This is a genomic window from Chloroflexota bacterium (assembly GCA_020161265.1).
Lineage (GTDB): Bacteria > Chloroflexota > Chloroflexia > Chloroflexales > Herpetosiphonaceae > Herpetosiphon.
This window is the reverse complement of sequence record JAIUOC010000002.1, coordinates 172,993-191,645: the sequence shown is the minus strand read 5'-3', so window position 1 is coordinate 191,645 and position 18,653 is coordinate 172,993. Positions and strand designations below refer to the sequence as shown.

Sequence of the window (18,653 nt, the reverse complement as noted above, 5' to 3'; positions counted from 1 at the left end):
CTAGCCATTCCCCACTAGCGGCAATGTGAGCCGCCCAACCGATGGTGGTGGAACTCGTATAAAGGAAGGAGCGGGCGAACGATGACGATCATGCTGCTCTCAGATCATCGCGCATTTCCTGCGCTACGTGATCAAGCCCTGCCAAGTTTAGGGATTTTCACGTTACATCCAACGTTCAATGTCGAACCAATTATGAATACTCCCAGCGTGCAACGGGTGCATGAAGCCCATAGCGGAGTACACGTGGTCATTAAGTCGTTTGAGCATAAAACTGGCTTAGATGGCCGACGGTTTTTGCCCACCTACTCACGCACATTGTTGAACCGCGAAGCCACGACGCTGGCGCAATTGCACGCGCTGGGTTTTGCCCAAGCCCCCTATTTGGTGCCGCGCCCATTGGCCACCGACCCTGAGCGCCTGCTGTTGATCACTGAATGGTTGCCAGGCCAAAGTTGGGGCACAATTCTCGAAACCACCCTGCAAACCCGCAACCTTGGCCCATTGATGGCCTATGTCAATACGATTACTGGTTGGTTGGCCACCTTGCACCGTCGAACTGCCACCACCGATAAAATTGATGTGACCAATGCTTGGGAATATTGGGAAAAATTGTTGCGCCAATTGCGCGAACAAGAATTGCTCAATCATACAGCGTTGGCCAATTTACGCATGCTCCAAGTGCATTGGGAAGCCGGCGGTATGCTGCATCAAGGCCTACGTTCGATGATTCATGGCGATGCAACTCCGGCCAATATGCTCTTTACTGCTCCGGAAGAGCTTGCATTAATCGATTGGGAGCGATCCCGCCACGATGATCCAGCGATTGATATTGGCTGTATGGTGGCTGAATTGAAGCATGCCTTCTTCAATGCCACCGGCGATCCAACCGCTGCTGAGTGGTTAATTCGTCGGGTTTATGATCGCTATGGTTTGTTGAGCGATTTTGATCAAGAGGAATTTGCCGCCTTTACCCAACGTGGCCAATTTTATATGGGCTGCTATTTGTTGCGGATTGCTCGCAACGAATGGTTTAGCTGGGAATATCGTCAACGGTTGGTTGCGGAGGCACAGGCATGCCTGGTAGTCCGCTAGTATTGTTTGATATTTATGGCACGCTGGTTGATGTGCATACCGACGAGCATCAGCCAGCGTTGTGGCAGCACTTAGCGCAGTGGTTGCGCTATCGTGGTGTGGCTTGTAGCGCCGATAGTTTACATAAGCGCTATTTTGCGGCGATGCAAGCCAATTTGCCAGCCCACGAAGCTTACCCCGAATGGCAAACTGAGGCAATTTGGGCTGCGTTGCTTGATGAATTTGGGCTTGATCCGACTGAGGCGGTCAGTATCACCCAATTATTACGCGTGTTGAGCATCAAGCATCTCCAGCTTTTCCCTGATACCAAAGAAGCCTTGCGAATATTACATCGGCACTATCGCTTGGGCATTGTTTCTGATGCGCAGCGAGTGATTGCCCTGGCTGAATTAGCTGAATTAGAAATTCTGGACTATTTCGACCCAATCGTGATTTCTTCAGATTATGCCTATCGTAAGCCCGACCCGCGTTTATTTGCTCATGCCTTAGCCCAAGTCGAAACTCCGGCCAACCATCCTTGGTATATTGGCGATAATCTGTTTCGTGATGTGCAAGGTGCGCAGTTGGCAGGCTTACGGGCGGCCTTGGTCAAACGCCCGCAAGCCACCACCGAAGCCTCGCAGCATACTCCCGATTTGATTGTGCCTGATCTCATGCGGTTTGCGCTGCATTTGATTGCGAACTTCTAGCTTACTTGAGCAAAGCACTGAGCCGCCGAATATCGCTCCAGTTGGTGCTGCTCTCAGGGTTGCCAATCGGCGTGTAGAGTGTATCGAGCGCAAAGACTTGCACCGAAAATTGCTGGCCGCCAACCGTGATCCGTTTGCTTTCGCCGAGTGGCGAGCCAAGAAACCGCCCAGCCTTGGCCTCGTTCATGGCATATTGATGAAAAGCCCACTCGGGATGATAGGTTGCGCCAACCGCCTCGAACGCTGCGACCATCAAGGCATCTTGTAATTCAGCCACGCTTGGACCTCCTGTTGAAACTACCACAGGCTGGGGATCTTCCGCCTGCCAACGAGTTACCAATCGTTCAACATGCTGGATATAGGCTTTTTCGTTGTTGCCATCGGATGAAGGAGCATAGACCGGAATCGCCGCATCGACCGTGGTTAGGCCACGTTCTTTGATATAACGATTGAGAATCCGCTCACACCAATCGCGTAACCCATCCTGCCACGAACGAAAACAGACAAATTCGCCATGGCCGCTAGCGCTTTGCACCGTTCCGGCAGCGCGTTTGGGATCGTAAGGCGTGCGAACATTGCCCCAATTGAGGCTTTTGGTTGAAACACCATCGAGGCCAAATTGCGATTCGTGGGCGAAAAAACCGAGCGCCACCGCTGGATCTAAGCCATAGCCAACAATAATTTGGTAGCACTCATCGGCAAAAGGGGCGACGGGCGAGCGACCAAGCTCTGTGCCACGTTCGAGCACGCGCCGAAACTCTGCTTGCGAAATGCGTGGGGCGGTTTGAAAGGTTAAGGCCATCGTTGCAACCTCCGTTCAATCCAGACGCTTGGCGCTAGTATAGCTGCTGGTTGAGGCTTTGGCTAGCCACAAAACGAGCGTAGTATATTTCAACTACGCTCGTAAGGATTGATGATGACTAGGGTGTAGAATTTAAGGGCAAAGCGGAGTTGCTTGTTCGCGAATCGTTATTCCATCGAAATGATAATCGCCATTCATCGATTTGAGGTAAATCTCGGCCCGAAAGTCCAGATGATCATAGACTGGTCGGAAAATCACCTCAACGCATTGCCAGCCTGTGCCGGTAGTGATGAAATTTGTGGATGCATTCTCATTGGGATTCCATCCAAGCCCCCACAAAGCGAGAGTTCCATTCAATGCTGCACCACTTGGTGAACGAACCCATGCTGCTAGACGATACGTATGATTGCCTCCAACCCCATAGTGCATGGTTTGAATGTCTCGCGTATCTTGGGAAACTGAGTAGCAACTTTCTGAACCATTGCGATTAGCTACGAGATAGCCAGTTCCATCAAAGGCTGCGTTTGTGCCGCGATTGAGATAACAAGGAGCAGATGCTGACCAGCCTTCAATCCCTTGCTCAAACGATGGGTTGCGCAGTGGAATCGTCGGGCAAAGTGATGTTGCTTGCTCCCTGACGATAACGTCATCAAAATGATAATCACCGCCCATTGATTTGAGATAAAACTCAGTTCGAAAGGTTGAATGATTATTATTTGGGCGGAAAACCGCTTCGACACATTGCCAACCTATGCCTGAAACGGTGAAATTTGCAGAGCCATTTTCATTTGGGTTTTGACCAAGCCCCCACAAAGCAATTGTACCATTTAGTGGTACGCCACTTGGCGAACGAACCCATGTTGCAACCCGATAAATTCGCCCAGCTTTGATAGGATAGCTTGTATCTTGTGAAACTGAGTAGCAGCTTTCCGAACCATTGCGATTGGCCACAAGATAATATGTACCTTCAGTCATATAGTCAGAGGCTGTACCGATATAACATGGTGCGGATGCCGACCAGCCTTGCGTCCCTTGTTCAAACGATGGATTTTGTAGCGGAATGTTGGGGCAAAGTGATGTTGGCTCATCGCTCCATGATTCTTTGCTTAGCATGACATTATCAAAATGGTACTCACCATTCAGTGAGCGCACATAGAACTCAGCTCGCAACGATGTATGATTTTCTTCTGGCTTGAATATAGTCTCGACACATTGCCAGCCGGTGCCAGCAGTGTTGAAATGGGTTTTTGCATTCTGATTTGGGTTTTGACCAAGCCCCCACAACGCAACCGTGCCATAGAGTGGTGTACCATTTGCTGAACGCACCCAAACTGCCAAACGGTAGTGTTCGGAATTCTGAACTGAATAGGTCTTATCTTGATAGATCGAGCTACAGGCTTCAGTGCCGTTGCGATTACTCGCTAGATACCAATTGCCATGCAGGGCCGAGCCTGAATAGGTAACGGTATTGCATGGCCCATTGCGAAACCAGTTTTCGAAGCCATTTTCAAATGAAGGGTTGGCGAGAGCTATTTGCGATGTTGTGTTTAAGCTTTCGCTCTTGGTGTGGTCTCCGCTTGGCACTGAATAATGCAGGTTGGGCTGAATTGCCCCTGATTCGAAGGGCATGCTGATTAAGTTCAACAGTAAGCTCATCAATCCCAAAACGCCGAACGCTCTTGCTCCAACATCCATACAGTGATCCTCCAAAACACTGAAAAAAGTAGCTGTGGCTGTAATGTGGTGGTAATGCTGCGATGGGTTTAGTGTAGCTAGTGCGAAAGATCTTGTATACTATGGGAAGCCATACATTCTTGCTGCATTCCGCGTAATTTTAGAACTGCTTCGACCCGATTGCGAACAGCCAACTTGCGATAAATCCTAGTCAAATGCTGCTCAATGGCTACTTCACTGACACAGAGCTGGGCTGCAATTTCACGATTTAACAACCCTTGGTTCAATAACTCGGCAACCTCGAATTCACGTTTGGTTAATTGGTTCATGACAAGGTACTCCAATACATTGTTAGCTAATCAATACCAACTAAGTGAAATTCGATAGATCTATCGGTGAATTGAGCTCGTTGGAAACTGTAGCATTGATCTAATGCTGCCACTTGTGTATTTTTCAAAGTCAATGAAAGGTCGTACAAATGTCGCGCCATTCGTTTGCCGAGTTGTTGCGAGCTTTTTTTATCTTGCATGGTGATGAAACGCTTACCCAAGCACGCCTCGCTGAGCAGGTTGGGGTCTCACTGACCACCATGAATAATTGGTTTACCGGGAAATTTCGCCCACGGTATATTCGGCAAATTGAGAAAATTGCCGCCGAGCTCTATTTAACGGCCTTTGAAGCTGATGTGTTGTTTTACTGTATCAACCCTGCATGGGTGCGTTATCAAACTCCAGTTAGTGCCATTCAAGAATTTGAACTGAACAAAGTTTGGGAACATGTTGTTCCTTCAGCAGCCGTTAAAGCACGATCGATCGATTTGCGCAGGATAAAGGCAACATGGCAACCTTATTTTTATGATGATTTTGTGCAGAATGGGCATCATTGGGGACTTGGTTGGCGTGATGATGGAGTTTGTCGCTTGGAGCGGGAATTTGTTGATCAAACCTATCAACTGACTGCCTATAGTCATTTTCATACGAATGTGTATTTGGGTGGCGATTCACCTTGTTTTACACCTGAACATTATTACGTTTCGCTGATAGCTGAACGTTTAACACCTGCTAATAATGAAGAAGACGGTTATTGTATTTTCTTTGAGGAATTGTGCGATCTAAGCCATGGGATGTTTCGAATTCGTGATGATGTGGGTATGTTTTCAATTTGTGAAACACGCAACGGCGGAGATCATTGGGCGGTGTATTATGACCGTAGTTTTCATCCAGCAATCAAAATTCGCCAACCTAATACATTATCAATGGTAGTATTAGGCCAAGAGCATCACTTTTTTGTCAATGATCAGTTGGTATGGCGCGGTCAAATACCACGATTAAGCCATTCGCGCATCGATGTTGGGATCGTGACTGGTGGTAAATTACCGGTTCAATGTCGGTTTAGAGAATTTAAAGTACTTGTGCCACCAAAAAGTTAAGCAACTCCTTTAATCTTGATTGATTAAAGGAGTTGCAGTTAAATTACTCAGCAGTAATTTCGGCTAGCGCCACCCCGCCGCTGACTTGTTGGCCTTGGCGGTAGGGCAGTTTGGCGACAGTGCCAGCGTAGGGCGCGGTCACGGTGTGCTCCATCTTCATGGCTTCCATAATCAGCAATGGTTGGCCTGCACTAACGTGCTCGCCTTCGGCTACCAGCAGTTTGATAATTGTGCCTGGCATGGGCGCTTCAAGGCTGGCATCGCCTTTGTGTCCATTATTTTGGTCGAGGCTGGGAGCGGCAGCAGGCTGAATCTGGTAACCAACGCCTTGCCAAATCAAGCTATCCTGCTCAAGTTGGCATTGATAAATTCGATCGGCTACCCGCACAACCATGCGATTGAGATGGCGACGCAAAACCACAATCTCAAGTTGCTCATCGTTGATCGTTACCAGCCATGCTTGGGGCGCTTGCGGTTGCGCCTTGATCGGCACGGTTTGATCGTTGCTTTGGTAGCGTAGTTGATGCGGCATATGGGCTGCCCGCCATGGCACATTCCAAGGGTCACCAACCAACGCGGCATCAGGATCAGGCTCTAAATCAAACAAAGCTCTGGCTGCCAAAGCCAAATTGGGCGGCAACTGACGATGTTGCAATTGCTCGCTAATTGCATGGGTTTGCAGAAAATCGGTGGTTGTGGCTCCGGAATGGTAGGCTGGCGTGTTAATAATCGCCTGCAACAATGGGATGTTGGTGGTAACGCCAGCAACCTCGAAATGTTGTAAGGCATAGCGCAAACGGGCAATCGCCTGCTCACGCTGCTCGCCCCACACGATCAACTTGGCCAGCATTGGATCGTAATTAATTGTGACATGATCGCCAACTGTGACCCCAGTATCAAGTCGAATGCCTGGGCCTTCGGGTGGCGTATAGCTGCTAAGTTGGCCAATTGAAGGCAACATTTGCACTGGATCTTCTGCATACAAGCGGACTTCGATCGCATGGCCAGTTTGCTGGATATCAGCTTGAGCAAAGGGCAACCGCTGGCCAGCGGCGATGGCAATTTGCAATTGCACCAAATCCAAGCCTGTCACCAACTCGGTCACGGGGTGCTCAACTTGCAAACGGGTATTCATTTCGAGAAAATAAAACTCGCCATTGGCATCGAGCATAAACTCTTGGGTGCCAGCGTTGTAATAATTGACGGCTTGCGCCAAACGCACAGCCGCCGCGCCCATCGTAGCGCGTAATGCTGGGGTTAATGCAATTGAGGGCGATTCTTCGAGCACTTTTTGATGGCGGCGTTGAATCGAACACTCGCGTTCGCCAAGATGCAGCATAGTGCCATGTTGATCGCCGAGAATTTGAAACTCAATATGGCGTGGGCGTTCAATCAGCTTTTCGAGCAAAACATGCTGATCGCCAAATGCGGCAAGGGCTTCACGCTGCGCTGCTGCCAAGGCCGCTGAAAATTCAGCAAGCCGATGCACGCTGCGCATCCCTTTGCCGCCGCCACCAGCCGAAGCCTTGATCAGCAACGGAAAGCCAATCCGTTCGGCTTCGGCCAACAAGCGTTGTTCGCTTTGATCGTCGCCGTTGTAGCCTGGCACGGTTGGCACGCCCACCGATTCGGCGAGGCGTTTAGCGGCGCTTTTCGAACCCATGGCTTCGATGGCTTCAGCGGGCGGACCGATGAAGGCAATGCCTGCTTGGTTACAGGCTCGGGCGAAATTGGCGTTTTCTGAGAGAAAGCCATAGCCTGGGTGAATCGCCTGTGCTCCAGTTTGTTGGGCAGCGGCTAGCACTGCTTCGATATTCAAATACGATTGAGCGGCGGCAGCTGGGCCGATGCGAATCGCCCGATCAGCCTCGCGCACATGTAAGGCGCGTGCGTCGGCATCGGAATAGACCGCGATTGCTTCGATGCCCAATGAGCGGCAAGCCCGAATTACCCGCACCGCAATTTCGCCCCGATTGGCAATTAACAAAGAGTCGAAGTAGGTCACCGTTGACACTCCGCACTAGCGATGCAGGCACATGCTTGCATCATTTACGACAAATGCAGCCATTGATAGCGTTGATCAGTGGTTGTTACCATTATACAGCCTTGATGCTTGTGCGTTGTGCTGTCAACCTCGGTTAAAATAGGCTTGTTAATATTGAGGAAGTAGCATGACCGAACAATCGATTGATGAATTGTTGCGCTTAGCCAAAGCGGCGGCCAATCAAGGTAATACTGAACAAGCGCGAAAATTGTTGAGCAACATTGTGCAACACGACCCCAACCATGAGCAAGCATGGCTCTGGCTGAGCGGCGTGGTTGATTCTGCCGATAAAATGCGCTATTGCTTAGATCGGGTGCTGGCGATTAATCCAACCAATCAACTCGCACTTTCGGCCTTGGAAGATTTTGCTGAGCTGGCCGAGCAGCGCTTTCGCAACCAAACCAAGCCATTGGGCACGCCCACCCAGCCGATTCCTAGCCAAACCGAACCACTGGAAACCCCTGCCACCCCAAAACAACCAACCAAGCCGCGTCCACGTGCTCGCAATGTGGCCATGCCGCGTCCACGCCCTGAATCGATGATCGAATCGGGAGCGGTGCAAGATGTTTTGCAAGGCCATCAACGCACGACTTGGGGCTATATTGGGCTTTGGTCAGGTTTGGTGGCTGTGCATATGTTGCTGTTGCGTGCACCCAATTTAGCGCAACAAAGCTTGGTGCAAGCGATTGGCGTGGTGCTGCAACTGGGGCTAATTATTGCAATTATTCAACTACCAGCATGGTGGCTATTATTAAACAACCAAAGCCGGATTCAGCACGAAACCTTGGGTCGAACAACCTATTTGGCCTTGCTGAGCGCCATGCTTTGGCGTAGTAGTTTGTTGCTGATTGCAGGAATTGGCGTGGGTTTGCTCGGCGTTTGGTGGGGTGATCCATGGCTGGCGGTTTTGCGCTTGGCCCAATTATTGATTGTTGCTTGGAGCGTGTTTAATTTAATGACCCAACTCCTACGGCCCGCTATCCCAGGCTTAGAGCTTGATCGGATGACGAGTGCCAAAATGACTCAAGCCAGCTTGATTTGGTTTTGTTTCTGGGCAGCTAGTTTGGTTGCGGCATGGATTTGGTGAGTTAATAGCTGTTCATCATTTTATTACATCGCTGACCTAGTTTGTAACCAGGGGCCGTGCTACTATAAAACCGTTCAATACTGCTAGGAGGAATCAAATGTTCAAGCGAATGTGGAGCTTGATGCTCGTGTTAACAATGGTGTTAGCAGGCTGTGGTCAAGAAGATATCACGGCTGAAAACATCGTTACCAAAATTCGGGAAGGCCAAGCCAATACCAACAATGTTCATGCAATTATGCGCGTCGATTACACCTCGGATCAAGCGACTGGCTTTATCAAGGCCGAAGTTTGGTCGAGCAAAACTGGCAACAAAGATGCTGAAGGCAATGAAATCAAAGCCTTCCGCGCTAAAATTCTTGATGCCAACGATGCCAAGATGGTTGGCGCTGAAGTCGTGACTGATGGTACGCAAGGCTGGTTCTACGACCCCGCTGAAAATAAAGCCTATGTTGGTACCGCCGCTGAGTTGAGCGAATCGCAAATGGGCCAAGGCCAACAAGATCAAGAGCAAGGCCAAGGTGGTCGCGGTCGCATGGACCAAACCGAAATGCTCGGCCAATTGCAAGGTGTCGTTGAAAAAGGCTTGGATGCCTTGACGATCACGATTTTGGGCGAAGAAAAAGTTGCTGGTTTCAATACCTACAAAGTTAGCATTGCGCCAAAATCAGATGCCCAACAACAATTGCCAATCGATTTGTTGGTTGACATCAACGTTTGGTTGGAAGATACCAATTGGATGCCAGTCAAGTTTGTGCTTGATGCCAAAGATATGGGCAATGTCAGCTTTGCCGCTGAAACCCTTGAAGTCAATAAAGGTATCGATATGGCGATTTTCAGCGCTCAGCCACCAGCTAACGCCGAAATCGTCAAGATCGCCGATATGATCAAGGAAATGGAACAAGCTGCTCCAGCTACCGATTTGACCTTGGACGAAGCTAAGGCGCAAGCAGGCTTCGAACTGTTGGCTCCCAACGAAACCTTGGGCACAACCTTGAGCGATGTTCAATTGTTGACCCTTGCCAAAGCCACCACCGTAATTCAAACCTACGCTGGCGCTGATGTGGAATGGACCTTGGTTCAAGCCAAAGGTGATGATCCAGATGCTAAGATTCAACGTGGCGGCACTGAAGTAACTGTCCGTGGCGTTCAAGGCACCTTGATCGAAGGCCGTGGCAATGTTGGTGTGGTGTTGACCTGGCAAGAAGGCGATGTAACCTTCGTGATTACTGGCAACATCGATGGCGAACAAGCCACCAAGATTGCCGAAAGCCTCAAGTAACTGTCGATTACTCTCAACCAAAAGGCGTGCTCAACCAAGTGTTGGGCACGCCTTTTTTGATCAATGGCTGAATTTGGTTAATCCTAACATACTATGCATACCGAAGGATGAAGGATGAGGGATGAATAAGCCTTAGCTATCTGAAGCTGAACATTCATCCCCCATGACCATTAATCTTAAATATTCATGGAGATCAACAGAGATTTCATCCTTCATCCCTCATACTTCATCCTTGTATCAGGCTTGATACGTTCCGGCAGTTGTCGTGCCGCCTTTGCCTGTCCAGTTGGTATGGAAGAACTTGCCACGCTCAGCATCGATGCGTTCGTAGGTGTGTGCACCGAAGTAATCGCGTTGGGCTTGTAACAGGTTGGCTGGCAAATTGCCGGTGCGATAACCATCAAAGAAGGCCAAGGCACTCGATAAGGCTGGCACTGGAATGCCTGCGAGGACGGCGTGGGCAATCACTCGTCGCCAAGCGGCTTGCGATTGCTGCACTTCGTTACTGAAATAAGGGTCGAGCAACAAGTTCACCAATTCAGGATTATTGCGATAGGCTTCCTCGATTTTGCCCAAGAAGGCCGAGCGAATGATACAGCCACCACGCCACATCAAAGCAATCCCGCCATAATTGAGATTCCAGCCTTGTTCCTTGGCGGCGGCTCGCATCAACATATAGCCTTGCGTATATGAAACGATTTTGGCTGCATACAAGGCTTCGCGCAGATCGTTGACCAAGGCGGCGCGATCAACGTTTGGCTGATCGGCTGGCCCGCTGATCACACTGGCGGCGTGCACCCGTTCATCTTTGAGTGCCGACAAAAAGCGGCTAAACACGGCTTCGCCGATTAACGTCAGCGGAATACCATTATCCAAAGCAGAAACGACTGTCCATTTGCCTGTACCTTTTTGGCCAGCGCTATCCAAAATCTTATCGACCAACGGTGCGCCATCGCTATCGCGGAAGGCTAAAATATCACGGGTAATTTCAATCAGATATGAATCGAGTTTGCCCTCGTTCCATTCGCCAAACACGCTGCTCATCTCGTCGGCGCTCAAGCCCAACGAGCGCATAACATCGTAGGTTTCGCCAATCAATTGCATGTCGCCATATTCGATGCCGTTGTGCACCATCTTGACGAAGTGGCCAGCGCCGCCTTCACCAACCCAATCGCAACATGGCGAGCCATCATCAACTTTGGCCGCGATGGCTTGGAAAATTGGCTGTACATGCGGCCATGCGGCGGGCGAACCACCAGGCATAATCGAAGGGCCATGGCGTGCACCTTCCTCGCCACCCGAAACCCCTGTGCCGATGAATAACAATCCTTTGGCTTCAAGATCTGCGGTGCGGCGATTGCTATCGGTAAACAGCGAATTGCCACCATCAATAATAATATCGCCAGGTTCCAGCAAGGGCACTAATTGATCGATTGTGGCATCGACCGCACTGCCAGCCTGAATCATCAACATCACGCGGCGTGGGCGCTTGAGTTTGCTGACCAATTCTTCTAACGAATGTGCTCCGACAACATTGGTGCCTTGGGCCTCGTTAGCCAAAAATTGATCGACTTTGCTGGTGGTGCGATTATAGACAGCGACCACAAAACCGTGGTCGTTCATGTTCAAAACCAAGTTTTGGCCCATTACGGCCAACCCGATTAAGCCAATATCGGCTGTTGCGTCCATGGGTTCTAAGCCTCCGCACAAAGAATGGCCTTCGACTCTCTCGCTTAAGTATACCAGCCACAGCATTGGGGCGGAGTAATGGTTTAATTGTATTCTATATCAATATTGAGAATAGATAATGCCTCTGGCTAACTTATTTTAAACTTACCCCAGCAAGATACCATCTTCCATCATCATTGACCCAAGTAAATGTATCGTAGGTATCTTTTAATGGAACTTGGAGAAATTTACCATTATGAAAAGTAAATACAAGATCTCCACTGATTAACTTGAGCGTAATCATCTCATTCGTTTGTGATTCTACCGTATATTGGGTTGGCGTAACATAGGCATCTTTGATATAAGGCAGAGCCGCAAGAAAGGCCTGTTGATCTACTCCATTATCGAAGCTATCAAGAACAGTTTGGTCTAACCGTCCAGTATTAGTACGGGCAGCCTCAATAAAATAGTTATTCAAATAAGGCTCAACAATGGCTTTCTGTTTGCTTTTATCATAAAAATCGGGATTAACGATTATCTTCATGGTATCACCAAGCATCGCCGTCGTGCGATCTTGGGCACTGACTTTGGGCGTTGGCGGTGGCTCTTTGCCAAAATTGACCATCAAGCCAATCCCTGCACAAACTACTATTAAGCCTAATGTTGCAAAAACTAGCCATTTCAAGAATTTGGCTGCGCCACTTGGCTCAACATATGGGTAGGTCACTTGACCATATTGTGGCTGAGCTTGGCCATAATTCGCCACTGGTGGGATGAAAGCTTGGTTGGGTTGAGCATAATTTGGCTGGCTATAGGTAGGCTGAATTGGCTGAACATAGCCAGTTGGGAGCGCAGGCGTATTGCTCAACTCGACCAATGAAGGTGCTTGGGCCTGCGCCAAAGGACGAATCCCGCCGGCTGAGCTTGTTGGCATTGATGGCGTAGTGATTAACCCACCACCAACTTGGGCGGTTAACTCTGGCTCAGTTGCTTTGCTGCCAAACCACGCCGATTTGGGTAATTCAAAGCTGGCGGCAGCAACTGGGGCTGGCGCATCAAGTTGGTTCAGGGCTTGTTTGGCAATGGTATTGGTAGGATCGATGGCCAAAATTCGTTGAAAACAATCGCGTTTTTGCGCGGGAACTTCAACCAGGTCGGCCAGTAAAAGCCATGTTTCAATGTGCTTGCTATCGAGTCGCAAAGCTTGTGAAGCGAACTGTTTGGCTTTGGCACGATCTCCTACACTCAAGGCATGGCGAGCCTCGGCCAATAATGCGGCGATTTGCATTGTTCTTCCCTCATTGGTTTAGTACTTTGGTCAGTATTTTCCTAGTATAGCATTACAGGTTTGATTAATGAAGCGACTTTTGATTGAATTTATGCTTAGCGAAGCAAATTAAATGCCCACCATGCTGCTCCAAGTCAAAGCCCAATAATCAAGCCTGCACTGATATAACTAACTGGTTTGGATTGGGCTGGAGTTTGCTGGGCCTTGATTGTATATTCTTGCCAAACGACGCTGGGAATAAGTTTAATTGTTAACATAATACCAAGCGGCAGGATCAAGAGATCATCTAAATAGCCCAACACCGGAATAAAATCAGGAATTAGGTCGATTGGGCTAAAAGCATAGCCCAAGGTGCAAATTGCTAGGGCTTTGGCATACCATGGCACACGCGGATCACGCCATGCCAACAAGAGTATTCGTAGTTGTTGTTTCAGCTGGCGGGCCAATTGTTGCCAACGGGCGAGTTGCCACCGCATTATTGGGCATCCTCAGGCTGCACATTTAATAGATTAAGGTAAATCTGCTCGTCGAGCCGTGCTTGACGTAATTGATCGCCCCAGAGAATTGGCTGAATCCCACGCCAACGTTCTTGCAAAAAGTGCTCAATTGCCTCGACACTTTGTTGCTGATCGGCAACTTGGGCTTCGTAGGCGAGAGCGGCGGTACGCATAGTACAAAAACCACCCTGGCACGGCCCCATGCCGATGCGCGTATCGCGGCGCAAATCGTCGATGCTGGTTGCGCCTGCTTGCCAGGCATCAAGCAAGCGTTGGCGTGTAACCAATTCGCATTCACAAATTAAATCGCCATAGCTTTGTTCGGTCTCAATTGTTGCTAATGGCGCACCAACCGTAAATAAACGGCGTTGATCGGGGGCTGGAATAGCTTCCTCAGCAGTGCGACAGGCGCTGGTATTTTGCACATATTTGGCAACCAGATCAACTGTCCGTTCCGCCATCATGCGATAGGTTGTGTATTTACCGCCTACAATTGAAACGATTCCGGCTACCCCATCGCGTTGGGCATGATCGAGCACTTTAAAATCGCGGCTAAGATCGCGATCTTCGGTGGTGGCTTGCTCGCGGTAGAGTGGGCGCACGCCAGCCCATGCTCGTAGCATGCGGGCTTGCGCTAAGCCAGGAATGAGAATCTCGCCTTCATCCAAAACCGTGGCAATTTCATGGGCCAACATCGAACGATCATCGGGGTCGGGCACACTTTCGTCGGTCGTTCCAGCCACGCAAACCGTGCGCACTGGCACGATAATATCGCCATCACCTGGCTGCTTGCAGCGATTGATCACGCTATTAACCAAGCGATGATTGAAGGCCACCATCACGCCTTTGCCCGCCACAATATCAACGGCGATTCCAGCCAAGGCGGCGATTCGGCCAGCCCACGCCCCAGCAGCATTGACCACATAGCGGCAGGCGAGATTAAATTCCTCGCCATTTAGGGTGTTGTGCAAGCGAGCGCCAACGACTGTGCCAGCCTCAACGATTAAATTAATCACTTCGTGATAGAGTAAGGTCTGCCCGCCATACTCACGAGCTGAACGTACATTGGCTTCAACCGTCAAAAAGGCATCAGCCGAGCCATCGGCAACCTCAAAGGCATGCGAAATGCCGCGATTGAGTGCTGGCTCACGTTGCAAAAGGCTGCTAACCCGCACTTGTTGGGCTGGCACACCAGCAGCAAAGCACAAACCTAGAAATTCTTCGGCGTAGCGCTTGGGATCTTGGGGCGTGGAAACAAAGTAGCCGCTGGTATCCTCGATGCAATGTGGAATGATGCGGCGCAAAATCTGATTTTCAATTGCGCAATCGCGGGCGGCTTCGCGGTCGCGGCCAATGTAGCGTGCGCCTGAATGCAGCAAGCCGTGGTAGCGGCCAGTTGTGCCATCGGCCAGATCGCGGCGCTCGACCAAAACACAACTCAAGCCACGCATCGCCAAATCGCGCAAAACTCCCGTGCCTGTTGCGCCGCCACCAATCACCAAAACATCAATCGAATCAAGCATCGCCAAACATCCTTATGCCAGATTAAACAACCCGAAGATCGAGCGGCTTAGCTTAAATCTTCGGGTTGCATTGCTTATCTACCTAATTAATATTAATGGCTACCAGCGGCCAATTTGTGGGCCAGCCGGAAACATTGCGCCAACCGAAATCCCAGTGTGGATACGCTGAATGACCTCGCCCAAGAGTGGGGCAACCGACTTGACCACCAAGGCTGGCCAGCGTTTTTCTGGTGGCAAAGTGATCGTATCGGTGGTGACAAAGCGCTCGATTGGGCTGCGCTTGATCCGCTCAACTGAATCACCATAGAGTAAAGGATGGATACAGCAAGCACGAACTGAGCGTGCGCCGCGTTCCATCAACAACTCGGAAACCCGCACCATAGTATGGCCAGTCGCAACTTCATCATCGACGATTACACAATCGTGATCCGCCACATCGCCCAAAATTGCTAAGTGACCAACCGTGCCATCGTGGTGATTGATTCGGCGTTTTTCGACCAAGGCCAAGGGCATATTGACAGCTTCGGCGAAGTTACGGGCTTTTTTGGCAAAGCCCAAGCCAGGTGAGACGATGATGCCATTTTCCAAGCCCCACGATTTGACCTCGTTGGTCAGCAGGTGCATGGTGCTCATTTCATCGACCGGAACGCTGAAAAAGCCTTGAACTTGGCCAGCATGCAAATCGAGGGTCAGCACCCGTTGAGCGCCAGCGGCAACGATCAAATCGGCTAGCAAACGGGCAGTGATTGGCACGCGCGGTTGGTCTTTTTTATCGGTGCGGCTATAGGCGAGGTAAGGAATCACAGCGGTAATGCGACCAGCCGAGGCTCGTTTGAAGGCATCGAGCATAATCAACATTTCCATAATCAAATGGTTAAGCGGAGCACCTAATGATTGCACCACGAACACATCTTGTTCGCGGACGCTTTCTTCGATTTTGACAAAAATATTTTCATTCGGAAAAGTATGGATACTCAGTTCACCGTGGCGGATGCCAATGTACGAGCTGATCGCCTGCGCTAGGGTTGGGTTGCCCGAACCACTAAAAATGCGCATTTCATCAAAACGGCTCACGCGGTGTTCTCCTTATGCTTGCAATGGGCGCTGGCTGGCTGCATTGCCAACCAGCATCTCGCGGCGAATTGCTATAACGTGATAGCTTGTTCGAATTCAGCGGCCTCGGCATGCGGGCCGATGATTGCTAAGTATAAGTTATCTGGGCGAATTAGGCGTTGAGCCACGCGCTGAATATCTTCGAGCGTGACCGCTTCGATCCAAGCCACAATTTGCTCAACTGGAATCACCTCGCCGTAGCGCAGTTCATGGCGAGCATTGCGATTAGCCACCGACCAAGTATCTTCCAGCCCAAGCAGCATTCCACCCTTAACTTGTTCCTTAATGCGGTGTAACTCGGCGGCAGTCACCCCATGATCGCGCAATTTGCGCAGTTCTTCGATAATTGCGGCAATTGCATCGACTGCCTTGCTGACTTCAACCCCGCCATACACAATCCACTTGCCAGCATCATCGTATTCGGCGGTGTAGGAGCCGACGTTATAGGCCAAGCCGCGTTCTTCGCGAATTTCTTGGAACAAGCGTGAGGACATGCCACCGCCAAGGATGCTATCGAGCACGCTGAGCGCCCAGCGATCGCTATCGCCATAGCCAAACGATTTGAGGCCTAACACAAAATTAGTTTGTTCGGTTGGTTTATTTAAAAGATGCACAACTGGAGCTGTGCCAAAACTATTAGTGGTAATTGGTTTGGGCACGTCAAGCACGCGATAATTGCTAAATAAGCTGGTCAGGCGATCAACAATTTCGGTGCTATTAAAATTACCTGCCAACGAAATGACCGTATTACCAGCAACATAATGCTGATCGCGGTAATTCAACAAATCTTCGCGGGTAAAGGCTCCAACGCTCTCGAGTGTGCCAGCGATATCGCGGCCAAGTGGCTGATCTCCCCACATTAATTCATCGAGCAATTGATGTACCCATTGAGCAGGCACATCGAGTGACATTTTAATTTCTTCTTGAATCACGCCACGTTCTTTTTCAATTTCTTTGGGATCGAACAGGGCTGCATTGAGCATATCAGTTAAGACATCGATGCCGCGTTCGGTATGAATATTGGCAACTTTACAATAATAACAGGTTGTGTCATATGATGTAGAGGCATTGATATAACCACCAATGCCCTCAATTGCCTCGCTAAGGTCTTTGGCAGTGGGGTATTTGGCAGTACCCTTAAAAAACATATGCTCTAAAAAATGCGAGATTCCTGTCAGGCGAGCATTTTCATAGCGCGAGCCAACTTGGGTAAAGATACCCATCGAAACCGAATGCGTGTGCGGCATTTCATCGGTATAAATCCGCAGGCCATTTGGCAAAACTACTTTTACAGGGGCCATGTAATACTCCTAAAACCTGATTAAATCATCACATTTCGCAATGGTTTAGGTTAATCATAACACGGCATTTTGTGCCAAGAAACAGCTATTTTGGTGGGTTAGGGTGTGGTTTGCTGGTAATGGTTGATTATGCTGATTATGGGTTTCGTCTTTTCTGCTCAGGTCTTACTAAGGGGCGGTTTTCACTTCGCATTAATATTGCTATCCTTCCCTCAATGCGGGAAACGCAGGGGGCTTTAATCCCCCTGCACTCGCTCAAGAACATTTGGTGATGGGCAATCATCCAGCGATGAATCTCTGACTCCGTGGTTTGCAGCGAAAACATAGCCTTGTAAGCTGGTGAGACATAACCCATGCATCCCCTCGACAGAGCGCCCATAGATGTTGTATAGTCGTAATCGAGATGTAAGAGAGGCTGCGCTATTTCCCCTAATCATATTCCCTACTTGGCAAAATCTCTTCACCATCTCAATCGCACCATGATTATTATGGGTGAAAGGGATTGATTGATGTGCTAATTAATTAATGGATAACTCATTCGTTCAGGCTCATCAACTCGTGGATAGCTGCTGGATGGCAATGTTTAGTGGCTTGCTGAAACGCGGCTTACAAGGATTCTGTATGAAACGTTACATGTGCTTGGTTCTTGGCGTGTTGGTTCTGGTTTTGGGTGCGTGTGGGCCAAGCCAACCTAATCCAACTGCAGGGCCAATAATGTATCACCTTAACGATGTAGGGAATTACTTTGGTGATGCCGCAAGCATCTATCTTCCCAAGAATTGTTTCGATCTGCATGAAGCAATCACCATGCACATCACCTTGCAAGCAGGCAACATCGATCTTGATCTTGCGCAGAGCTCATTCATTGTGCAAGGTCCGCTGTATACCGATACAGTGCAACGCTTTGTCTGGAATCCTCCCACAGCGGCTGTGCTTCGAGTCAGCGATCCAGCACAGCAGTACGATTGGAAACTTCCCGACCTCGAGCCGGGAATATATATGCTCGTGATTGGCAATCCAACTAGTGAAAAAATCACACGGATGCAGTTTGGTGTGACCTATCTGCGGAATTTCTATGATGTCAACATTCCGTGTAATCAACTCGAAGCTGAATAACTATAGCAGTTCGTCAGTTCATCGTGAGGAGTCATTGGATCGATCTTGATG

At 49.5% G+C, this 18,653-nt stretch carries 16 protein-coding genes; 6 read left to right on the top strand and 10 right to left on the bottom strand.

Annotated elements, in window-relative coordinates; translation table 11 throughout:
• Positions 1–81 precede the first annotated feature (81 nt).
• Together LCH85_05130 and LCH85_05125 are read left to right on the top strand one after the other, a co-directional pair.
• Positions 82–1,092 carry an aminoglycoside phosphotransferase family protein gene (locus tag LCH85_05130; protein ID MCA0351360.1) on the top strand — a complete coding sequence of 337 codons (1,011 nt, stop codon included), beginning with the start codon at positions 82–84 and terminating at the stop codon, positions 1,090–1,092.
• On the top strand, positions 1,074–1,781 hold the full coding sequence (locus tag LCH85_05125; protein ID MCA0351359.1) for an HAD family hydrolase: 708 nt from the start codon (positions 1,074–1,076) through the stop codon (positions 1,779–1,781). The genes LCH85_05130 and LCH85_05125 overlap by 19 nt, the downstream gene beginning before the upstream one ends.
• Before the next feature lies 1 nt (position 1,782).
• Here the strand turns inward: LCH85_05125 and LCH85_05120 are convergent, their stop codons facing one another.
• The 3 genes from LCH85_05120 to LCH85_05110 form a co-directional block, all read right to left on the bottom strand.
• Entirely contained in the window at positions 1,783–2,583 is an 801-nt protein-coding gene (locus tag LCH85_05120) for a glucosaminidase domain-containing protein (GenBank protein ID MCA0351358.1), read from the bottom strand.
• 132 nt (positions 2,584–2,715) lie between these two features.
• Positions 2,716–4,278 carry a carbohydrate binding domain-containing protein gene (locus tag LCH85_05115; protein ID MCA0351357.1) on the bottom strand — a complete coding sequence of 521 codons (1,563 nt, stop codon included), beginning with the start codon at positions 4,276–4,278 and terminating at the stop codon, positions 2,716–2,718.
• 77 nt (positions 4,279–4,355) lie between these two features.
• Entirely contained in the window at positions 4,356–4,586 is a 231-nt protein-coding gene (locus LCH85_05110) for a helix-turn-helix transcriptional regulator (GenBank protein MCA0351356.1), read from the bottom strand.
• A 149-nt stretch (positions 4,587–4,735) separates the two neighbouring features.
• Between LCH85_05110 and LCH85_05105 the strand changes: the two genes are divergently transcribed.
• Positions 4,736–5,686, top strand: coding sequence for a helix-turn-helix domain-containing protein (locus LCH85_05105; GenBank protein ID MCA0351355.1), 951 nt, complete (start codon positions 4,736–4,738; stop codon positions 5,684–5,686).
• Between the two features lie 43 nt (positions 5,687–5,729).
• On the opposite strand, the gene LCH85_05100 is transcribed toward LCH85_05105, so the two are convergent.
• The gene (locus LCH85_05100) at positions 5,730–7,691 is read right to left on the bottom strand and encodes an acetyl-CoA carboxylase biotin carboxylase subunit (protein ID MCA0351354.1); all 1,962 of its coding nucleotides are present in this window, start codon (positions 7,689–7,691) and stop codon (positions 5,730–5,732) included.
• A 166-nt stretch (positions 7,692–7,857) separates the two neighbouring features.
• On the opposite strand from LCH85_05100, the gene LCH85_05095 reads away from it, so the two are divergent.
• Positions 7,858–8,817, top strand: a complete 960-nt coding sequence (locus tag LCH85_05095; protein MCA0351353.1) for a tetratricopeptide repeat protein — start codon at positions 7,858–7,860, stop codon at positions 8,815–8,817.
• Between the two features lie 121 nt (positions 8,818–8,938).
• The gene (locus LCH85_05090) at positions 8,939–10,096 is read left to right on the top strand and encodes a DUF4367 domain-containing protein (GenBank protein MCA0351352.1); all 1,158 of its coding nucleotides are present in this window, start codon (positions 8,939–8,941) and stop codon (positions 10,094–10,096) included.
• Between the two features lie 237 nt (positions 10,097–10,333).
• On the opposite strand, the gene gnd is transcribed toward LCH85_05090, so the two are convergent.
• From gnd to LCH85_05060, 6 genes are all read right to left on the bottom strand, one after another.
• On the bottom strand, positions 10,334–11,785 hold the full coding sequence (gene gnd / locus LCH85_05085) for a decarboxylating NADP(+)-dependent phosphogluconate dehydrogenase (GenBank protein MCA0351351.1): 1,452 nt from the start codon (positions 11,783–11,785) through the stop codon (positions 10,334–10,336).
• A 133-nt stretch (positions 11,786–11,918) separates the two neighbouring features.
• Positions 11,919–13,052, bottom strand: coding sequence for a hypothetical protein (locus tag LCH85_05080; GenBank protein ID MCA0351350.1), 1,134 nt, complete (start codon positions 13,050–13,052; stop codon positions 11,919–11,921).
• 134 nt (positions 13,053–13,186) lie between these two features.
• The gene (locus tag LCH85_05075) at positions 13,187–13,528 is read right to left on the bottom strand and encodes a DUF1232 domain-containing protein (GenBank protein MCA0351349.1); all 342 of its coding nucleotides are present in this window, start codon (positions 13,526–13,528) and stop codon (positions 13,187–13,189) included.
• Positions 13,528–15,072 carry an anaerobic glycerol-3-phosphate dehydrogenase subunit A gene (gene glpA, locus LCH85_05070; GenBank protein ID MCA0351348.1) on the bottom strand — a complete coding sequence of 515 codons (1,545 nt, stop codon included), beginning with the start codon at positions 15,070–15,072 and terminating at the stop codon, positions 13,528–13,530. The genes LCH85_05075 and glpA overlap by 1 nt, the downstream gene beginning before the upstream one ends.
• A gap of 99 nt (positions 15,073–15,171) precedes the next feature.
• Positions 15,172–16,146 carry a ribose-phosphate diphosphokinase gene (locus LCH85_05065; protein MCA0351347.1) on the bottom strand — a complete coding sequence of 325 codons (975 nt, stop codon included), beginning with the start codon at positions 16,144–16,146 and terminating at the stop codon, positions 15,172–15,174.
• A 71-nt stretch (positions 16,147–16,217) separates the two neighbouring features.
• Complete coding sequence (locus LCH85_05060; protein MCA0351346.1) at positions 16,218–17,486, bottom strand: insulinase family protein; 1,269 nt, start codon at positions 17,484–17,486, stop codon at positions 16,218–16,220.
• A 621-nt stretch (positions 17,487–18,107) separates the two neighbouring features.
• Between LCH85_05060 and LCH85_05055 the strand changes: the two genes are divergently transcribed.
• Positions 18,108–18,602, top strand: a complete 495-nt coding sequence (locus tag LCH85_05055; GenBank protein MCA0351345.1) for a hypothetical protein — start codon at positions 18,108–18,110, stop codon at positions 18,600–18,602.
• Positions 18,603–18,653 lie beyond the last annotated feature (51 nt).